Here is a 17,688-nt window from a genome sequence, read left to right as displayed (position 1 = left end):
TCCTGAATTAAGGATTGGGCTAATCACTATGAAAACAATCGCTTACTCTTATACCGATCCTTTATTAGAATCTGCACCAGATGCGACCATTTGGGGATGGGAAGTCGATCGGATTTATCAAGACCTGGGCGATCGCCAGCAGCTTCAACAGTTACTTCAAGATTGTCAGTCAGAGTCAAACGATTCCTCAGAAACCTATTTATTAGTGCGTCGGTTAGAAGAATTAGGAGACTCTGTGCAGGCAGTAGGCGATCGCCTAACAGAATTTGAAACTCTAGGTGTTCACCTAATTGCAACGGAGGAAAAAGTTGGCGCAGACAATCAGCCGCTTACCCGTTCAGATCTGCTGAAACTGCTGCGATCGATTCAAGATAGCCAGCGCAGTCGCCACATTCGCAAAGGTCACGCTCGAAATCGGATCAAGGCTCTGCCACCTCCGGGCAAAGTACCTTACGGCTATCGTCGCGGCAAGGATCGCTATATCGTTGATCGCAGCACTGCACCCATTGTCAAAGAGTTTTTTGATAACTTCTTGCTCTATGGTTCGCTTAGAGGAAGTGTTCGACATTTAGAAAAAAAATACGGCAAAAAAATCTCGGTTTCTACAGGAAAACGTTGGCTTACTAGTTCGGTCTATCGTGGCGATTTGCTCTATCAGAACGGAGAGGTCGTCTCAGATACCCATGCGGCGATCGTGTCCCGAGAAGAGGCAGCTCAGGTCGATCGCCTGCTGCGTCGTAATCGCCGCTTGTCTCCCCGTTCTGCCAGTGCGCCGCGATCGCTGGCAGGGCTGGTGTTTTGTGCAGCTTGCAACTCCGCGATGACGGTCACTCGGGTCACAGCGGTACGTAAATCGCAGGAATATCTCTATCTGCGACCGATTGCTTGCCCAAAGTGCCCTAAATGTCGCGCTTTACCTTACCAACAAGTGTTAGAGCAAACGATTCAGCGAATTTGTGAAGATTTACCCCGTGCAGTCAGCGGAGCAGAAATGCCGGACCTGGAGCGAATCAAGCAAGGCGTTTCAGCTCAGATTGCTGCAAAGCAGGCTGTCCTGGAACAGTTACAACCCTTGGTAACAAGCGGTGTTTTAGACGTAGAAACGGCTGATTTGAGAGCCTACAAAATCCGTACAGAAATCTCAGCTCTGCAAGCTCAGCTAGCTCAATTTCCCCCTGTTAACTTGCGGGCGATCGCTCAGGCTGTCTCCATCCCCCAGTTCTGGCTAGACCTATCAGAAGCAGAACGACGGTTCTATTTTCGAGAATTCATTCGCCAAGTTCAGATTTCCCGCCAAGAACAAACCTGGCAAATTCAGCTTGTTTTTATCTTTTAGCCTTTGTGTCCACAGCCACTCAATCCTCAACAGGAGCATCGCTGCTGGTAGGGTTAGCATCATTACGCCTGCCCGAATTTCGCACTCGCATGACCTTACTCAACAGGTCATACCAAAAAGATGCACCCATTGACAGTGCAATTCCAGAGACAAACCAGCCAAGAATGCGTCTAAGATATGGCACTCGGAAGAATGGAATGAGCGAATACTGTCCTTCTAAATTCTGAGCGTATATATTCTCTTGATTCCAACCAATGGGCAAGGATAATCCTTGTAGCGCCCCATCCACTGCATCTCTGATGTTGCGTAAGCGAACAGCTTCAGCCGAATTAGCATTAGCAGCTTGACCTGCTTCTGGTTCAGCCGGTAGAGAAAAATCGGGCGGCAGCGGCTCAAATGTTTCCGGTTCAGAATTCTGAAATTCGCTCGCAGAATCGGATGGCAATGTTTCTTCTATTTCAGGTTCAAATTCTTGAGATTCATCATTGGGTTCAGAAATTGGAGGTTCCGATTCTGATACGAATGGCGAACTGGCTGGAGTTTGAAGCGGCTGAGCAACCAGTTGATCGGCTGCATTGGAGATGGTCGATCGCAAAATTGAATCTTTAGACAACCGATTCACAATGTGAAAAGTGTCAGCATTACTGATAGTAGCAACGAGGAAACCGATGGCGATCGCAATTCCTTTTGAATTGCGCTTATAAACTCCCGACGATCTCTCCATTGAGTAGTCAAACCAAGTTCCAACTTCCTGCTCTAACTGCTGCACTCCTGCCTGCAAGCCGTCAGCTTTAAGCTGAGCCTGTCGAGCTAGCGCAATCAAGTTTCGCTGTAATTGCTCTGGAATTTCCGGATTTTTCTCATGAATTCGGGCAATAATTCTAGCAATTTGAGGCGACAAGTTTTGCTGATTGGATTTATCTAAAACAATCGCTAAAACCTCAGAAACGGTAGGTTCCATGCGCCTGAGAGCGATCGCCTGCCGCAGATAGGGCAAACGCCTGCGAATAATCTCCTGGCAGTGATGATTATCTGAAAGACTTGATTCTGTATTATCAACAAATTGCTTAATCTGTTCAGCGATTTGGTCAATTGCAGTAGTAAAAGCAACTCTGCCTCTAGCAAAATTCTCAAAAATATCAGCAAGTTCGCTTTCTAAAGCTTGAAGTTCGCTAACCAATAAAGAATCATCGCCAAGACTACTTCTGAGGTCTTGCAAAACCTGCTTCACCAATTCCAGCTTATCTTTATTGAATTTTTGAACCGTCAACTCACTGACTTTCTGACTCAATAACTCTAGATCAAGCTTCTGCAAAAGCGCTGTAGCAAAGGCTTGGGAAGGAATGTAGGAAGGACCGCTTCGCTGACTACCAAACACGTTTTGTACGCCCGTGACCGACCGATAAAAGTCACCAGTTGCATGGCTGAGCTTGCGAAAAGATCTAGCGATTCGCCCTTTAGCTTCCTGGTTAAGCGCTTTAAGCGGAGGACTGCTATACAAGTCATCAACAAATCTTTGCTGGATTGAACCGGTTTCAACCTCTCCAGTTAACAAAACATCAATTGCTTTTTTAAGATGTTCAGCCCGCCATTGCAATAGAGTTGCAATAAGTTCCTGAATTTCCGAAGTTAACAGGCTTAGGATTAAGTAAATAAAAATTAAACCGATAGCAATATCAAAGACGAGAGGTAAGTTCATCCCTCAATAGCTCCCAACTTAGCTAACAAATAGTGATTTACTGAAGCATGGGGTAATATATAACACAACTCATCTAGAAATATATCTATTTAAACAAGTTTAAATCTGAAAAAGAGGGTTTATTTATGACAATCTGTCATAAATAAACCCTCTTTGTAAGGATGTCTTTTGAAAGAAGTGAAAGTTGTACAGCCTAAAAAAATAGCTTTTAGCGCTGGAGAAGATAGAATCCTTCAACTATCAACATTTAAGTTACCAGCAAATTCCGCAAAGTTTGCTAGTGCTTTTGTTACTTAACAAACTACTGACAGACCAAATCGAGTGCATCAACTAAACGGTCTAACTTTTTAACCTGTTGCTGATTTGTAGCGATCGTCGACGAAAAATTAGGCATTTCTTGCCAGCAATGAGAGCAAAACCAATAAATGCTATTGTGGCGAGCGTGACGAAGCAACTGTTCAGAGCAGCAAGGGCAGGTGTTCATAATATTTTAAAGGGAGTTCAAAGTGAGGATAAACTTCTTAATCATTTGGGCTGGGAACACGATTCTTAAAAAAAGCGGAGTTGCTGATAGTAAGATGAGCAGCAAATAGATTCAAGCTAAACGAAAGACCCTAATCAAATTGTCGTCTTAAATACAAAACAAGGAATCTAACTCGAGAAACATTTATGTGGTTGAGGGGCTTGTTTCTACTAGCCTATTCACTCTTTTCCAGAACGGAACAAGTCAACACAAAAGTTTATAGAGTAGGTTTGAGCTAATAACCATCCCTTGCCCAAAGCGGATATGCCTCTGTCCAGTAAGTTAACGAATGTTTAGAGATGCAATGCGGTTATGAGTTTAGCTAACTCTCTAGGAATAGCTTGAAAACGAGGAAAAATAAGTCGTCTGGGGTTGGGGATCAAGCCTTTCCTTATCCAAACTCGCTTCCCCTCTTGAATAATCAAGGCTTGAGCTGAGACTTTAAGCCCTAGGTTTAAGAGGAAAAGTGATACAAAACACTATTTTTGGCTTGCCGGACTTTACAGCGATCGCAACCTCATTTCTATATGAGGGATACCTGCCTCTTCAAACACTTCACCCCGCTGCTCAAAGCCAAGCTTCTGATAGAAGTCTTTGACATAATGCTGAGCGTTAACTTTAATTTCAGGGATGTTTTTTGTATTTAAAAAGACAATTGCTTCTTCCATCAGTCGCTTCCCAATACCCTGTCCACGACAGTTTGATAGCACTGCAACTCGCTCAATTTTGGCAAGTTGGTCGCTAAGCAAACGGATTCTGGCCGTTCCAACTGGCTCGCCATTTAAATGTGCTAGCAGGTGAATGGCGGCTTCATCTTGTCCGTCAAATTCGAGCACTGCATCAACTCCCTGCTCAACCTGAAACACCTGGTAGCGAATAGCCTGAATCAGGGATTTCTCCGCTGCATAGAAAACAACTCTAATTACCAAATTGCTCATTTACACTCTCCCCTTTGGCTCTAAGGCTCTTGGCTCACGGCGTGTCCAGGACTTTAGATTAGATGATTATTAAATCGTTTAATACCGTTTCTCTAAAAGAGGGCTACCCCTGGCAGGACACTCTAGAGGATGTCTGATGCAGAATCCGTTTCGTAAAGAAGCACTATTGGTTGTATAGGCGAAGCATTCGGCAAAAGAACTGTGCTTCAGTTGCAAGGGTTGTAACCGCATGATTCGCCCCTACTGCTACCGTTACTCTATAGACAGATTTGATATGAGAAGTAGCTCATGCCTTACGTATGGGCGAGACACTGGGCAAGCAATATCTAGAATGACGGAAAAATCGTTGTTTGAGTACCCTGCATGCTTCGCCGCTACAATCTTTCAGACGAGTTGAGGCTTTTCAGACATCCTGCCAAACAAAAATTAGGGTAGACGCATTGCACCTACCCAAACTTTGGCTCTCTATTGATCTGATCAGAACTTGCGCCTAAAGCGTAAAGAACTTGCCGGTTAACGCTTATTCAGCCTCATCCACTTCAGAAGGCAGACCTAGCATTGAGTTCTTTAATAGCTTCAGACCCTTCTTAACTCGGCGGGAAACAGTGACAGCGCTGATGCCCAGCCGTTCGGCTGTTTCTTTTTGAGTCAAGTCATGCAGGAACACAAATTCCAGAACTTCGCGAGTGCGCTTTTCTAGCTGAATTAGAGCTTGCTGTAACCGAATTTGATCTTCTTGAGCAAGCTGGAAGCTTTTGTATCGTGGGTCAGGAATGATTTCACCTAGACAGGTAGAACCTTCGTCCTCGTCGCGCATGGGGGCATCCAAGCTAAGCGGAGCGCGATTGCGGCAGGCTAGTCTGATTTCTTGCCATTCTGACAGGGGAATTTGGAGGGCGATCGCCACTTCACTATCGGTTGGCTGCCGGTGCAGCTTTGCCTGCAACTCCCTGGTTACGCAGGTTGCTTGATGCTGCAGAGCTTGCCAGCGTCTAGGAATCCGAATCGGTGAACCCTTATCCCGCAGGTAGTGCTGGATTTCGCCGCGAATATAAGGAATCGCGAAAGAGCTAAAGGCATGACCTTTGGACATATCGAACCGTTCAATTGCTCGAATCAGCCCCAGACTGCCCACCTGCAGTAAATCTTCGTAGCTTTCCGTACATTGGTTAATCCAATGGTGAGCTTCCTTCCTGACCAATCCAAAATTAAGTTGTACTAACTGATTACGGATTTCCGCAGAAGGAGACTTCTGATATTCCCGCAACAGATGCAAACTCTCACTTTTCAATTCGTTTATGACGATGGTAGACATGACGAGATTCAGGTAGGTAGAGCACGTTACTTCACAGAAGTCTGTATAGGTTCCCCAATGTCAAAACAGCTTAAGGACTGATGTCACATAAGGCAAGTCCTTGACAGGGCTAATACATCAAAAAATTAATCAAGGTACTCGAGGCTGGCTCTAAACTGCTACGGTACCCGCAATAGACTTAAAAATCAATAAAACTTAAATGAAAGCGGAGGGTTGAGGCTCCTGAAGTATTTAGGATTCGGTCGCTTTTAGGGATAGATCAAACCTATTCGGTCGACAAGGTTTGAAACAACGGCATTATTACTGAACCTGGCTTAAACCAGGGAGTTCCTGGATGAGAACAAAAAAGGGGGAAGTCTCCCCCTTTAAGTATCCGTATTTCGAACAGATAACAATGCTGAAGTCAATGATGCTGCTGAGTTTAAGCTTGAGCAGGCTCAATCCGAGCGTAGAACAGTCCTCGAATCTTTACGTCTACAGGAGCTGCTGTTCCCATGTCGGTGTCGGAGGGTTGAACGCTCTCAAAGGTACCTGCAACTTCACCTGACACATTATCAACTTTGGCAACTTGTAAAGAAATGCTGCCCTGTCCCATGTCAAAGCTCTTGATGTTTTCACGCAGCAGTTCTTCGCTATCGCCCCGGCTGGGCAAAGCGACTGCGGTGTCATAGCCAGTAGCAAGACCCCGACCTTTAGGATCTAGGAAGTTAGAGGTGCGGTATGAAGGAACTTTAAATGTGCCTTCAAAGTCCGTGGAAGTGTTGATGCTTTGCAGTCCAGACTGGCTTTGCGCTACCAAACCTTTGATGCTAAAGAGGAAAGGAATTTGTTCTCCACCGGGTAGCTGGACGGTAATAGCCTGGAAGTCAAATCCATCATCTTCCACAAACTTCAAGCTGCCATCGGATTGAACTTTTAGCTCACCGCTAACCTGATCGATCGTGGAGGTATAGCGGGTCAGGGGTTTGCCTGCGATGAATGCTGCCGATTGCCGCTTGTTGATAGGCTCTTCCTTCACAAAAAAGCTGGTTGGCTCCAAGCAAAGACCTGTCAAGGAAAAAGTTTGATCAGGGCTGATAGGAATAGATCCTCGGCTGGTTTCTCCGAGTTGAGGGCAGGAGTTAGCAAGACCAGTGCCTCGGATCTGATCGTAAGTGAGCGGGCCGCTTGCAGCGGATGGGCCTTCGCTACAAGCTGTCAAAAATCCTAGGCAAACTGCCAGGAATGCAACGATTAAAGCGCGATACCTCATGGTCAACCTCGATATAAATGTAAAATCCCGCTAGTATCATCTTAAAGAGAGAGCAGGTTTTGGCGATTCAAGCAGGGAAGGCGTGAGTTGAAGCCATCTCAAAGAGGGAAATCTTTCGCCAGGTTTGCTTATGCGTGTGGAAAAGGTGCTGTCGCCAATAGAGACTCAACGAACTCTTGACCAGATGGAATAAATGCTTAGAAGCAGCCTGGAATCGCTCGGATTAAGTCTCATACTGAATTCTACAAGACCTTGTCACCTTTTCTTAAGCTAGTCTAAGGATCATCTGTAAATTAGCCCGACCCCTGTTTTGAGAGGGATGTATTTCTGCCAAAGCCACCAATCAAGCTTCATTTAGTTCATGATTCGTAAGAAGCAGTGTTGAGAATTTGCGATCGCCCATTCATTCTGTTTACAGTTCATCATCTGCTAGCTCAAGCGATACAAGTTTGCAGAGATCCAATATTCTTGAACAGTTGCAGGATTAACAGTGGAACTCAGCGGTTTCAAGTTAAGTTCTAACCAAATCTGCTTTGAAGTTGCGTTTCTCCGTACTATCTTGTGGGGCATTTGGGGTATGGTGTTGGCTGAGTCTAGGGAAGTAAAGGGTATGACTGAGGAAGAAGAACCTTCTCCAGGTGCGGCAGTTCTAAGCAGTATTAAGTCTGTAGGAACGGAGAAGGAACAAACTGCAGAAATAACTGAGCTGGAGGCGATCGCCGCTTTTGTTCTACGAGAAGCAGATCGCTGCCAGGGAGATGGGCGATCGCTTCTAGCACTCTTGCGCCTATTAGAAGCGCTGCACCGCGAAATTCGCGATGGATTATTTCAAGAATCCTTGCCGGACAATCGTCAAGCGCTGTACGCATTGCTAAAAGACATGGAAGCTGAGGGAGGCTGGCCCTATATCCATCGCATGAAGCTGAAGGAGATTTTAGTTAACCTGCTCAAAGAGTCGGTTGATGCCGATGACTCGGCTCAGAGGCATTCTCAAAGCAGCTAAGAGAGTTATCAGGCTAACAGTACGTTTTAAGAAGGGGCGATTGGTCGTGGAATTCGAGGAATCACTACCGCACCCCAAGCTACTGAACGACGGTGAATCACTACAATGAGAAAAGATTCTGTGGAAAAGAGAGCTACATGATTCCTACCGTTATTGAACAATCTGGTCGGGGCGAACGCGCCTTTGACATCTATTCTCGGCTGTTGCGAGAGCGGATCGTTTTTTTGGGACAGCAGGTTGATTCTGACCTGGCAAACCTGATTGTGGCTCAGATGCTATTTCTTGAAGCGGAAGACCCAGAGAAAGACATTTACCTCTACATCAACTCTCCGGGCGGCTCGGTTATGGCGGGCTTGGGCATTTTTGACACGATGAACCACATTCGTCCAGACGTTTGCACAATCTGTGTAGGGTTAGCCGCTAGCATGGGTGCTTTCTTGCTTAGCGCTGGAGCAAAAGGTAAGCGGATGAGCCTGCCCCATTCCCGCATTATGATTCACCAACCATTGGGTGGTGCTCAGGGACAGGCGGCTGATATTGAAATTCAAGCAAGGGAGATCTTATATCACAAGAGCAGGCTTAACCAGTGGCTGGCTGATCATACCGGACAGCCACTAGAGCGGATTGAGCAGGACACCGAGCGCGACTTCTTTATGTCGGCGGCTGAGGCAATGGACTATGGCTTAATTGACCAGGTCATTGACAAGCGAGCGATCGGCAGCCGTCCTGAGCCTGTGAATGCTTAGGTTTGCTGATTCATGCTTAAAAGCAAAAGCGCGGCAATGCCGCGCTTTTGCTTTTAAGATCTACGACTGCGACTCAAGGTAGTGGAGAAAGTCGAGCAGTTCTGCGTCGGTCAGTTGTTGGCGCGATCGCTTTCCATACGTTTGCTCAAGGTGCTTACGTCCCTGCTCTCTGCCCCAACCCAAGCGTCTCAACTCCACGTCAGTTTGAGCAATCACATCAGAGTTGTCGAATGGCTGATCGAGCAGTGGAGCGAGAGGTTCTACGGGCTTAAGTTCAGCGCTTGTCTTACCATTCTTTTTGGCACGAGAAGATTTGGAGCTTGGAATAGAGGCGGAACTGCTTGTCTGTAGAGATTCTTCCTGCATTCCGGGGTCGGACAAAGGGTAATCGTTTGAATCATCTTCGTCAGGATTAGACAGGTAGAATTCTGTATTATCGATGTTGAATTCAGTACTAAATTCAGTATCCGATTCTAGACTGACAGTCGCATTGGGGAATGCAGCAGTTTTGGAAGCTGGGGGAGATGAAGCGGGGGTGGCAAGTGCTAGAGGTGGGGAAGGGGCGATCGCTCCTGAACCAACTTGCGACAACCGTGCCGTAGAAGCCGTCAGATCTGTCGAGGCTAAAGATTGAAGGGGCTTGTCTGAAGCAACTGGCAGCGGCGAATTAAGCAGGTTTGTTGGAGTGGGTACTATTCCCAAAGCTTCTAATGCCCTAACCTTAGCCCGATCTTCAGCAGCTTCAATGTTGGATGCTGCTGCCATGCCGCTCGCTAAGGTCGTTCCCCCAAGCTGAATTAAAGCGCGCACTACATAGTTCCCATCATGAACGGTAAGCAGTTCAGAAATGAGACTGCTGGACGGATAGCGGCTTTGTAATTGAACGATCAGGTGGTGCATTACAGGAAGGCGATAATGATGGCGATCTAGACTTTCCAGTATCGCAGGCTTACGCTACAGGCTATTTCTCTATTTTAGAGGCTGGCTAAGGAGTCTGGTTTCCCAAAATTGCTTGCCAATTATCTGGTTTGAGAATTATCTGAATTATGAGGTTAAGCTGAATTAGAGGATCGCTATCCTCAAGTAGATGCTTTTGGCATCTATTTTGTTGGTTTTTGAACTAAGAAATCGCTGATTAATGCTAGATCAACTGCTAGATTTATCTCCCGGCGGGATGGATGCCCTGCTGCTGCTGCCTGTGCTAATCGCTCTGGAGGCGGTGCTTTCAGCAGATAATGCGATCGCCTTGGCTGCGATCGCTCAAGGACTCGAAGGCGAGAAAATGCAGCGGCGTGCCCTCAATCTTGGTCTGGTGGTTGCCTTTGGACTCAGAGTTGTTCTGATTCTGACGGCAACTTGGGTGATTCAATTTTGGCAATTTGAGCTGCTGGGAGCCGCATACCTGCTGTGGCTAGTGTTTCAGTATTTCACCTCAGACGATGACAAAGACGGTAAGGAACATCACGGTCCGCGTTTTGCCTCACTCTGGCAAGCCATTCCGATGATTGCTGTTACCGACTTGGCGTTTTCGCTGGATAGCGTTACGACAGCGATCTCCATTTCCCAGGAAACTTGGCTAGTGCTAACGGGTGGGGCGGTTGGTGTAATCGCGCTGCGATTTATGGCAGGGCTGTTTATTCGCTGGCTAGACGAGTTTGTTCACCTAGAAGATGCGGGATATACAACCGTTGCCCTGGTTGGTCTGCGGCTGCTAGCCAGGGTAATCAATCCCGAGCTTGTGCCTCCAGAATGGTTAATGGTGACCATGATTGCGCTGCTGTTTGCTTGGGGCTTTTCCAAACGAGCTGAGCCTGAAGAAAGCAAACCTGAAGAGCTTTTAGCGGCTGGCTCAAACGTTGAGATGGATGTAGAGGCGGTAGAGGCGATCGCAGCAGAAAAAGAAGCTCAGGAAGTTTCTGCTGAATAGAGCCTTACAGATTTACGTTTCAGTCGTTACCAAGCTGAGGAAAATCTGTTTAAAAGAAGGATGGGCACAAAGCGTCGCTTTGTGCCCATCCTTTTTAGTAGCAAGGAATGGGGTTACTCTGCTTTGCCCATCCTTATATCTTCAGGAGTGGTGTCCTTTATTCGTAAACCCAGGGGTTGATTGTAGGTTGCCAGCTAGCCAGTTCTTCTGAAGTAAACCAGAGCGCGATTTCGCTCTGGGCAGTTTCCGGGGCATCAGAGCCGTGAATGATGTTGCGACCGATGCTAACGCCGTAGTCACCCCGGATTGTTCCTGGCTCTGCGGTGAGCGGATTGGTTGCACCAATGATTTTACGAGCTGAGGCGATTACCCCTTCTCCTTCCCACACCATTGCGACAACGGGTCCAGAGGTGATGAATTCAACCAGTCCGGGGAAGAAAGGCTTTTCCTTGTGAACACCGTAGTGCTTTTCTGCCAGTTCGCGGCTAACGTTCATCAGCTTTAAGCCTACGAGCGTAAAGCCTTTTGCTTCATAGCGGCGGATGATTTCACCGATGAGTCCACGCTGAACGCCATCCGGTTTGATTGCCAAAAATGTCCGTTCCACAGATCTGCTCCTACATGTTGTGTCTTAGACCTTCTCTATGCTCAGAAAAATGTGATCGTTTGTAAAGTGCAAACTTTGTATTCTTACCCAAGATTTAAACGTAATTTAACTGAAACCCTTGCCTGCTCACGGATGTAGCTCGTTTATAGAAACGATACGCTAAACTGGCTATTTAACAAATATTTGCGGGGGATGCGAAATGGGGATTCAGCCAAAAGCAGTTCAGGTTGAGTTAGAGAAGTCGTTGCTCGATTTACCCAATCAGCTAGAGACGACTCGACCTCAAACCTGGACCATTGAGGACAGTGAGGAACTGTATCGAATTCAGGGCTGGGGTGAACCCTATTTCTCGATCAACGCAGCGGGACATATTACAGTTTCCCCCAGGGGCGATCGCGGTGGTTCCCTCGACCTATTTGAACTAATGAATGCGCTGAAGCTGCGAAATCTGGGTTTACCGCTGCTCATTCGCTTTTCTGACATTCTCGAAGACCGGATCGAGCGGCTGAATGCCTGTTTTAGTAAGGCGATCGCCCGATACAACTATCCTGGCGTGTATCGCGGTGTGTTTCCCGTCAAGTGTAACCAGCAACGCCACTTAGTCGAAGACCTGGTGCGCTTTGGCAGACCCCATCAGTTTGGCTTAGAAGCCGGATCAAAGCCTGAATTGATGATCGCTCTAGCAACGCTCAAAACACCGGGCGCACTGCTGATCTGCAACGGCTATAAAGACCGGGAATACATTGAAACGGCGATGCTGGCACAGCGGTTAGGTCATACGCCAATTATTGTGCTGGAGCAGATCGAAGAAGTGCAGCTGGTGATCGAAGCGCAGCATAAGTTAGGCATTCAGCCGATCTTGGGCGTTCGGGCTAAGCTAAGCGCTAAGGGAATTGGGCGCTGGGGCACTTCGGCGGGCGATCGCGCTAAGTTTGGCTTAACCATTCCTGAAATCATCAGCGCCGTAGACCAGCTTCGAGCCGCAGATATGCTGGGGTCGCTACAGCTTCTGCACTTCCACATTGGCTCTCAGATTTCTTCCATTAGCGTCGTCAAGGATGCCCTGCGTGAAGCTAGCCAAGTCTATGTTGAGCTGGCGAAACTGGGCGCAGCAATGCAATATCTTGACGTGGGTGGCGGTTTGGGGGTGGACTATGACGGCTCTAAAACCAACTTTCACGCTTCCAAAAACTACAACATGCAAAACTACGCGAATGATGTGGTTGCAGAGGTGAAAGAAGCCTGTACCGAGCGAAGTCTGCCCGTTCCTACGTTGATTAGTGAAAGTGGACGGGCGATCGCCTCTCACCAATCGGTTCTCGTGTTTGATGTGCTGGGCACCAGCGATGTGCTGTCAGAGCTGCCTGAACCACTGCAAGAACGGGAGCATCTAATCATTCGCAACCTGTATGAAACCTACCGTTCTATTACGGTTGAGAACTATCAGGAGATGTATCACGACGCAACCCAGTTTAAGGAAGAGGCAGTTAGTCTGTTTGGGTTTGGCTACCTCAGTTTGACTGAGCGGGCAAGGGCAGAGCGGTTGTATTGGGCTTGTTGTCAGAAGATATTGGCGATCGCCCGTCAGCAAGACTATGTGCCTGACGACCTGGAAGATCTGGAAAAAATCATGGCCTCGATCTACTACATCAACCTCTCGGTGTTTCAGTCTGCACCAGATAGTTGGGCGATCGACCAGTTATTTCCGATCATGCCAATCCATCGTCTTGACGAGGAACCTACCGAACGTGCAACTCTGGCTGACCTGACCTGCGACAGCGACGGCAAAATCGACCAATTCATCGACCTGCGCGACGTAAAATCTGTTCTGGAACTTCATTCCCTCAAACCTGGAGAGCCATACTACCTGGGCATGTTTCTCGGCGGCGCATATCAGGAAATTATGGGTAATCTGCACAACCTGTTTGGTGACACTAATACCGTTCACATTCACCTCTCACCTAAAGGCTATCAAATCGAACATGTGGTCAAAGGCGACACGATGACAGAAGTGTTGGGTTATGTGCAGTACGACTCCGAAGACTTGATTGAAAGCATTCGCCAACAGGCAGAGCAAGCTTTACAAGAAAAGAAAATCACGATTCAGGAGTCACAACTGCTGCTACAAAATTACGAACGTAGCCTTAGCCGCTATACCTATCTCGCTCCATAGTTTGTTACCATCAAATTCAATTTTTGCGAGGAGAGAAGGGAAAAGAAAACAGGTCTTTTTCCTTCTCTTAATCCATCCTGAACGAAAACAGCTATGTTGTTGAGGACAAGTAAGGTTGAGATGATAGAGACTTCAGCGATCGCAAATTACTTATTCTCAACTGCGGTAGCATTTGCTGACGGGTAGATTTGCGGTGCTAATATCTACTTCGTCCCACTGTTGCTCTGCGAAATAATCCTAGAATGCCAGCAAAAATAGCTGAACCGATAATAGACCAGATAATAGGAAATGGCTGTCCGCCAACGTTTAACTCAAACAGCACAGGAAGTCCCAGTTCGCGGGCAAGCCACAGACCTAAGTAAGCGCCAATGATTCCAACAACAATGGAAGCCAAGCAGCCACCGGCGGTGTAGCCAACTAGAGATTGACCAATTCCTCCACAAATTGCTGCAACTAAGAGCAATATACCAATCTCTACAAGTGACATTTTTAATTACAGAGGGTTACAGGATAAGTTAGTCCTATCTTCTAGCAATGATCCAAACTGCGTGAACAACTCCTGGAATGTAACCCAGTAAAGTTAAGAGAATGTTGAGCCAGAATTGCCCTGTTAAACCAACCTGTAAAAACACACCCAGAGGAGGTAAGAAAATTGCACAAATTAGTCGGATGATATCCATAATTTTGTTCTAGATTGCTCTAGAGTGCTTTAGTTACTACACTACTCTCTCAGTTCTTCTAAAGATCTGTCTTCTATCAGAGGACAGAATGTAGAGAAGAAGGTGAACAAAGCAATGAAAACAAAGCTTAATAGCTTAATACAAGCTTGCTCTAACATAGTCACCGATCGCACAGTAAGCAGTTTTAAGGGTAGCGATCGCCTGTTTCTCTAACTTTTGATCGCAGGTCGTTTTGGCAAGTATGAGCCGTTGCTCGTAGTACTCAATTGCCCGACCCGGATCGCCAATCGCTTCATAAATCACGCCCAGGCTTTCTAGCGCCTGTTCTTCATTTTGGTGGTCTTGTAGGGCACGGGCGATCGCTAACCGCTGCTGATGATAGGTAATGGCTTTGCGATGGTCGCCTAAGGTGAAGCAAACACTCGCTAAATTCTTCAAAATCTGTGATTCGACCTGTAAATCTCCAGAACGGCGAATAATCGTCAGCAGCCGTTCGTAGTATTCAACTGTCTTAGCGTAGTTTGCCAGGGAGTGATAAGCGTTTCCCAGGTTTCGCAACACCTGTGCTTCAACTTGACGATCCTGCAATACTTGCGCCAGGGTCAAACTTTGCTCATAGTAAGCGATCGCCGTTTGACGGTCGCCAATTGCCTTGTAAGCCATGCCCAAATTGTTCAGCGCAGCCATTTCGCCCCGCTGATCTCGAATTTCTCGGGAGACATTCAGACTTTGCTGCTTGCAGTCAATTGCCTTTACATGGTCGTTGAGATGCCGGTAAGCATTCCCCAGGTTGCCTAATGCTTGACGCTCCGTGCGGCGGTCTGCAATTTGGCGGGCGATCGCTAGGCTAAGCTCTGAGTGGGCGATCGCCTCAGCGTAGTTGCCTAGCGCATAGTAAACCAGCCCCAAGTTATTCAGCGATTTCCCTTCTCCTTGAAGGTCTTGAGCCTGCCGGTAGCCTATCAACGCCTGCTGAAAAGTTTGCAGCGCCACCTTAAATTCGCGTGCCTGGTGTTGCTCAACGCCCTTTTCAAATACCCGATCTGTCCCAGCTTTCACCCGATTTGCCTCAGCGTCAGCGTCCTCAGGCTGTACGACAGTTTCCTGAGAAGGAACGAAGGTTTTTTGCTGATGGCCAGACAGTTTAGCCATAAAGTTGAATGCTTGCCCTTTAAACTTCAGCGATCCGGTGCATCCGGTTGTCTGCTGTGACAGTGATTTTAGCCCATGAGAGCTATTGTCCAGGAAAACTGCCAGCAGAAACTAGCTTAATCTTCAAGCCTTTGCCTCAGCGATCGCACTTACTCTCTTTTACTTTAAAGTTTGTGGCAAAACCGCTCAATTCTCCTTGAATCAAAGAATTGAGAGATTTACCATGCATTGGCGGTAACCAACTAGCCTTGCAGCAAAAGTAGGCAGTGCTTAAACAAAGCACGATGCTGACGAATCTTATCGTAAAGACCGTAAATTCACCTAACTCCTGAGGATGAGCTCGAAGCGATGTCAACCCTGAAACTCTGAATTTTCACTCAGTCCAATTCATTCTTAATATAAAACCTTGCTGGAAGTACACAGTGTATGTCCGGAATTGCAGTGGTATTGTTCCCCATTGGCTCTGATAAGAATTTCCTAGAAATTACGGAGACAAGGATACGCTTGAGGTAGCAGCAGAGTCAGTGGAGTAGTTCCAATTTTTTACTGGTTTGTCTTGGCTTGCTCAAAAGCACTCATGCAGCATGTTTATTGTTTAGAGTGAAGAAGCCCCTCAAACTGCCTTTCAGCCTGTGAATTCCAGCTTTGCTGCCGAACGCCTCTTGTTTACGCCTGCGACTCCTAGCGCAGACGCAATTCCTACCATTTTTGCTTTTCCGAATGAGTACAGCGTAGGCATTACTAGTCTGGGCTATCAGGTCGTTTGGGCGACGCTTGCGTCTCGAACTGATTTGCAGGTCAGCAGGCTATTTACTGATCTGCACGAGCCCCTGCCTGCTCAGCCAGAACTCTTGGGATTTTCGCTCTCCTGGGAACTCGACTACAGTAATGTCCTGAGCTTGCTAGAAGCCTTGGATATTCCCATTCGGGCAACAGAACGCTCATCTCAGCATCCCTTAGTGTTTGGTGGTGGTCCCGTTTTGACGGCAAATCCAGAACCTTTTGCCGACTTTTTTGACCTGATTTTGTTGGGCGATGGCGAAAATCTGTTGGGTGATTTTATTGCGGCTTATCAGCAAGTAAGAGGAAGCGATCGCCCCTCTCAGCTCCGGCACTTGGCGAAGGTTCCAGGCATTTACGTCCCTAGTTTGTATGAGGTGAGCTATCTCAGCGAAGAGGGGGCGATCGCTTCAATTCAGCCGATGGAGTCAGACATTCCGGCTCAGGTCGAGAAGCAAACCTATCGCGGTAACACCCTTTCTGCTTCGACAGTCGTCACGGAAAAAGCCGCCTGGGAAAATATCTACATGGTGGAGGTCGTGCGTAGCTGCCCAGAAATGTGTCGCTTTTGTCTGGCTAGCTACCTGACGTTGCCCTTTCGCACTGCCAGTTTAGAGGGTTCTCTGATTCCGGCGATTGAGCGAGGTTTGAAAGTTACCGATCGCTTGGGGCTACTCGGTGCCTCGGTGACGCAGCATCCCGAGTTTGAAGCGCTGTTAGACCATCTCAATCAGCCTCAGTATGATTCAGTGCGGCTTAGCCTAGCTTCAGTCCGCACCAACACCGTCACGCCCAAGCTAGCCGAAACGCTGGTTAAACATGACACTCGCTCCATTACCATCGCGGTTGAAAGTGGCTCTGATCGTCTGCGTCAGGTGATCAACAAGAAGCTCACTAATGACGAAATTATTCAAGCAGCAATCCATGCGAAGGCAGGCGGTTTGAGTGCGCTTAAGCTCTACGGCATGGCTGGCATTCCCGGTGAGGAACCGGACGATCTTGACCAGACGGTAGAAATGTTGCGGGCGGTAAAACGGGCGGCTCCCGGACTGCGGTTGACCTTTGGGTGCAGTACGTTTGTGCCCAAGTCTCACACCCCGTTTCAGTGGTTTGGAGTGAACTCACAAGCAGAGAAGCGGCTAAAACTGCTGCAAAAGCAGTTGCGTCCACAGGGGATTGATTTTCGCCCTGAAAGCTATAGCTGGTCGGTGATTCAAGCGCTCATTTCAAGGGGCGATCGCCGTCTTTCAAAACTTTTAGAACTAGCCCGACACTATGGCGACTCGCTGGGCAGTTACCGCCGTGCTTTCAAGCAGCTAAAAGGGCAACTCCCCGATTTAGACTTTTATGTTCACGAAAACTGGTCAACCGAGCAGGTATTGCCCTGGAGTCATCTGCACGGTGCACTGCCTCAATCTACTTTGCTCAAGCATTTAGACTCTGCAATGGAGCATTTTCCGGTTGCTTCAGCGAAGGATGTTCAAATTGCAGATGCTGAATTAGCCGTAGCGCAGCCTTAGAATAATCTCTGCCCCTCAGATCAGACACGTCGAGGGT

16 protein-coding genes are annotated in these 17,688 nt (G+C 47.5%); 6 read left to right on the top strand and 10 right to left on the bottom strand.

The window, feature by feature from the left end; genetic code table 11:
• The first annotated feature begins 28 nt into the window (after positions 1 to 28).
• Positions 29 to 1,336, top strand: a complete 1,308-nt coding sequence (locus H6G00_RS04075) for a recombinase family protein (protein ID WP_190795728.1) — start codon at positions 29 to 31, stop codon at positions 1,334 to 1,336.
• Positions 1,337 to 1,355: 19 nt separating this feature from the next.
• On the opposite strand, the gene H6G00_RS04070 is transcribed toward H6G00_RS04075, so the two are convergent.
• The 5 genes from H6G00_RS04070 to H6G00_RS04055 form a co-directional block, all read right to left on the bottom strand.
• Positions 1,356 to 3,035: a hypothetical protein gene (locus H6G00_RS04070; RefSeq protein WP_190795727.1), complete on the bottom strand. Its 1,680-nt coding sequence runs from the start codon at positions 3,033 to 3,035 to the stop codon at positions 1,356 to 1,358.
• 301 nt (positions 3,036 to 3,336) lie between these two features.
• Positions 3,337 to 3,519 carry a hypothetical protein gene (locus H6G00_RS36535; RefSeq protein WP_347278146.1) on the bottom strand — a complete coding sequence of 61 codons (183 nt, stop codon included), beginning with the start codon at positions 3,517 to 3,519 and terminating at the stop codon, positions 3,337 to 3,339.
• Between the two features lie 539 nt (positions 3,520 to 4,058).
• Complete coding sequence (locus tag H6G00_RS04065) at positions 4,059 to 4,496, bottom strand: GNAT family N-acetyltransferase (protein WP_190795726.1); 438 nt, start codon at positions 4,494 to 4,496, stop codon at positions 4,059 to 4,061.
• Positions 4,497 to 5,016: 520 nt separating this feature from the next.
• Positions 5,017 to 5,811 carry an RNA polymerase sigma factor SigF gene (locus H6G00_RS04060; RefSeq protein WP_190683232.1) on the bottom strand — a complete coding sequence of 265 codons (795 nt, stop codon included), beginning with the start codon at positions 5,809 to 5,811 and terminating at the stop codon, positions 5,017 to 5,019.
• A 421-nt stretch (positions 5,812 to 6,232) separates the two neighbouring features.
• Complete coding sequence (locus H6G00_RS04055; RefSeq protein ID WP_190795725.1) at positions 6,233 to 7,063, bottom strand: photosystem II manganese-stabilizing polypeptide; 831 nt, start codon at positions 7,061 to 7,063, stop codon at positions 6,233 to 6,235.
• Positions 7,064 to 7,673: 610 nt separating this feature from the next.
• Between H6G00_RS04055 and H6G00_RS04050 the strand changes: the two genes are divergently transcribed.
• Positions 7,674 to 8,066 (top strand): hypothetical protein, encoded by a 393-nt coding sequence (locus H6G00_RS04050; RefSeq protein WP_242042116.1) that lies wholly within the window; start codon positions 7,674 to 7,676, stop codon positions 8,064 to 8,066.
• A gap of 137 nt (positions 8,067 to 8,203) precedes the next feature.
• A complete protein-coding gene (gene clpP, locus H6G00_RS04045) occupies positions 8,204 to 8,812 on the top strand; it encodes an ATP-dependent Clp endopeptidase proteolytic subunit ClpP (protein WP_190642261.1) in 609 nt (202 codons plus the stop codon).
• A gap of 60 nt (positions 8,813 to 8,872) precedes the next feature.
• On the opposite strand, the gene H6G00_RS04040 is transcribed toward clpP, so the two are convergent.
• On the bottom strand, positions 8,873 to 9,712 hold the full coding sequence (locus tag H6G00_RS04040; RefSeq protein WP_190795724.1) for a hypothetical protein: 840 nt from the start codon (positions 9,710 to 9,712) through the stop codon (positions 8,873 to 8,875).
• A 238-nt stretch (positions 9,713 to 9,950) separates the two neighbouring features.
• Here H6G00_RS04040 and H6G00_RS04035 point away from each other — a divergent pair, with 238 nt between their 5' ends.
• Positions 9,951 to 10,739: a DUF475 domain-containing protein gene (locus H6G00_RS04035; protein ID WP_190795723.1), complete on the top strand. Its 789-nt coding sequence runs from the start codon at positions 9,951 to 9,953 to the stop codon at positions 10,737 to 10,739.
• 157 nt (positions 10,740 to 10,896) lie between these two features.
• On the opposite strand, the gene ndk is transcribed toward H6G00_RS04035, so the two are convergent.
• A complete protein-coding gene (gene ndk / locus H6G00_RS04030) occupies positions 10,897 to 11,346 on the bottom strand; it encodes a nucleoside-diphosphate kinase (protein WP_190795722.1) in 450 nt (149 codons plus the stop codon).
• A gap of 199 nt (positions 11,347 to 11,545) precedes the next feature.
• Between ndk and speA the strand changes: the two genes are divergently transcribed.
• Positions 11,546 to 13,519, top strand: coding sequence for a biosynthetic arginine decarboxylase (gene speA / locus H6G00_RS04025; RefSeq protein WP_190795721.1), 1,974 nt, complete (start codon positions 11,546 to 11,548; stop codon positions 13,517 to 13,519).
• 196 nt (positions 13,520 to 13,715) lie between these two features.
• On the opposite strand, the gene H6G00_RS04020 is transcribed toward speA, so the two are convergent.
• From H6G00_RS04020 to H6G00_RS04010, 3 genes are all read right to left on the bottom strand, one after another.
• The gene (locus tag H6G00_RS04020) at positions 13,716 to 14,006 is read right to left on the bottom strand and encodes a GlsB/YeaQ/YmgE family stress response membrane protein (protein WP_190795720.1); all 291 of its coding nucleotides are present in this window, start codon (positions 14,004 to 14,006) and stop codon (positions 13,716 to 13,718) included.
• A 34-nt stretch (positions 14,007 to 14,040) separates the two neighbouring features.
• Positions 14,041 to 14,199 carry a YqaE/Pmp3 family membrane protein gene (locus H6G00_RS04015; protein ID WP_190683215.1) on the bottom strand — a complete coding sequence of 53 codons (159 nt, stop codon included), beginning with the start codon at positions 14,197 to 14,199 and terminating at the stop codon, positions 14,041 to 14,043.
• 135 nt (positions 14,200 to 14,334) lie between these two features.
• Complete coding sequence (locus H6G00_RS04010) at positions 14,335 to 15,351, bottom strand: tetratricopeptide repeat protein (RefSeq protein ID WP_190795719.1); 1,017 nt, start codon at positions 15,349 to 15,351, stop codon at positions 14,335 to 14,337.
• A gap of 632 nt (positions 15,352 to 15,983) precedes the next feature.
• Between H6G00_RS04010 and H6G00_RS04005 the strand changes: the two genes are divergently transcribed.
• On the top strand, positions 15,984 to 17,651 hold the full coding sequence (locus H6G00_RS04005; RefSeq protein ID WP_190795718.1) for a radical SAM protein: 1,668 nt from the start codon (positions 15,984 to 15,986) through the stop codon (positions 17,649 to 17,651).
• Positions 17,652 to 17,688: the final 37 nt, after the last annotated feature.

It is taken from the genome of Leptolyngbya sp. FACHB-541 (assembly GCF_014695875.1).
In the GTDB taxonomy this organism is placed as follows: Bacteria; Cyanobacteriota; Cyanobacteriia; order Elainellales; family Elainellaceae; genus JAAUTN01.
This window is presented reverse-complemented; position numbering and strand designations above follow the sequence as displayed.

Excerpts from the sequence above, each read along its gene's own strand:
- H6G00_RS04075 (WP_190795728.1), top strand. The coding sequence starts at position 29 with ATGAAAACAATCGCTTACTCTTATACCGATCCTTTATTAGAATCTGCA.
- H6G00_RS04070 (WP_190795727.1), bottom strand. The coding sequence starts at position 3,035 with ATGAACTTACCTCTCGTCTTTGATATTGCTATCGGTTTAATTTTTATT.
- H6G00_RS36535 (WP_347278146.1), bottom strand. The coding sequence starts at position 3,519 with ATGAACACCTGCCCTTGCTGCTCTGAACAGTTGCTTCGTCACGCTCGC.
- H6G00_RS04065 (WP_190795726.1), bottom strand. The coding sequence starts at position 4,496 with ATGAGCAATTTGGTAATTAGAGTTGTTTTCTATGCAGCGGAGAAATCC.
- H6G00_RS04060 (WP_190683232.1), bottom strand. The coding sequence starts at position 5,811 with ATGTCTACCATCGTCATAAACGAATTGAAAAGTGAGAGTTTGCATCTG.
- H6G00_RS04055 (WP_190795725.1), bottom strand. The coding sequence starts at position 7,063 with ATGAGGTATCGCGCTTTAATCGTTGCATTCCTGGCAGTTTGCCTAGGA.
- H6G00_RS04050 (WP_242042116.1), top strand. The coding sequence starts at position 7,674 with ATGACTGAGGAAGAAGAACCTTCTCCAGGTGCGGCAGTTCTAAGCAGT.
- clpP (WP_190642261.1), top strand. The coding sequence starts at position 8,204 with ATGATTCCTACCGTTATTGAACAATCTGGTCGGGGCGAACGCGCCTTT.
- H6G00_RS04040 (WP_190795724.1), bottom strand. The coding sequence starts at position 9,712 with ATGCACCACCTGATCGTTCAATTACAAAGCCGCTATCCGTCCAGCAGT.
- H6G00_RS04035 (WP_190795723.1), top strand. The coding sequence starts at position 9,951 with ATGCTAGATCAACTGCTAGATTTATCTCCCGGCGGGATGGATGCCCTG.
- speA (WP_190795721.1), top strand. The coding sequence starts at position 11,546 with ATGGGGATTCAGCCAAAAGCAGTTCAGGTTGAGTTAGAGAAGTCGTTG.
- H6G00_RS04020 (WP_190795720.1), bottom strand. The coding sequence starts at position 14,006 with ATGTCACTTGTAGAGATTGGTATATTGCTCTTAGTTGCAGCAATTTGT.
- H6G00_RS04015 (WP_190683215.1), bottom strand. The coding sequence starts at position 14,199 with ATGGATATCATCCGACTAATTTGTGCAATTTTCTTACCTCCTCTGGGT.
- H6G00_RS04010 (WP_190795719.1), bottom strand. The coding sequence starts at position 15,351 with ATGGCTAAACTGTCTGGCCATCAGCAAAAAACCTTCGTTCCTTCTCAG.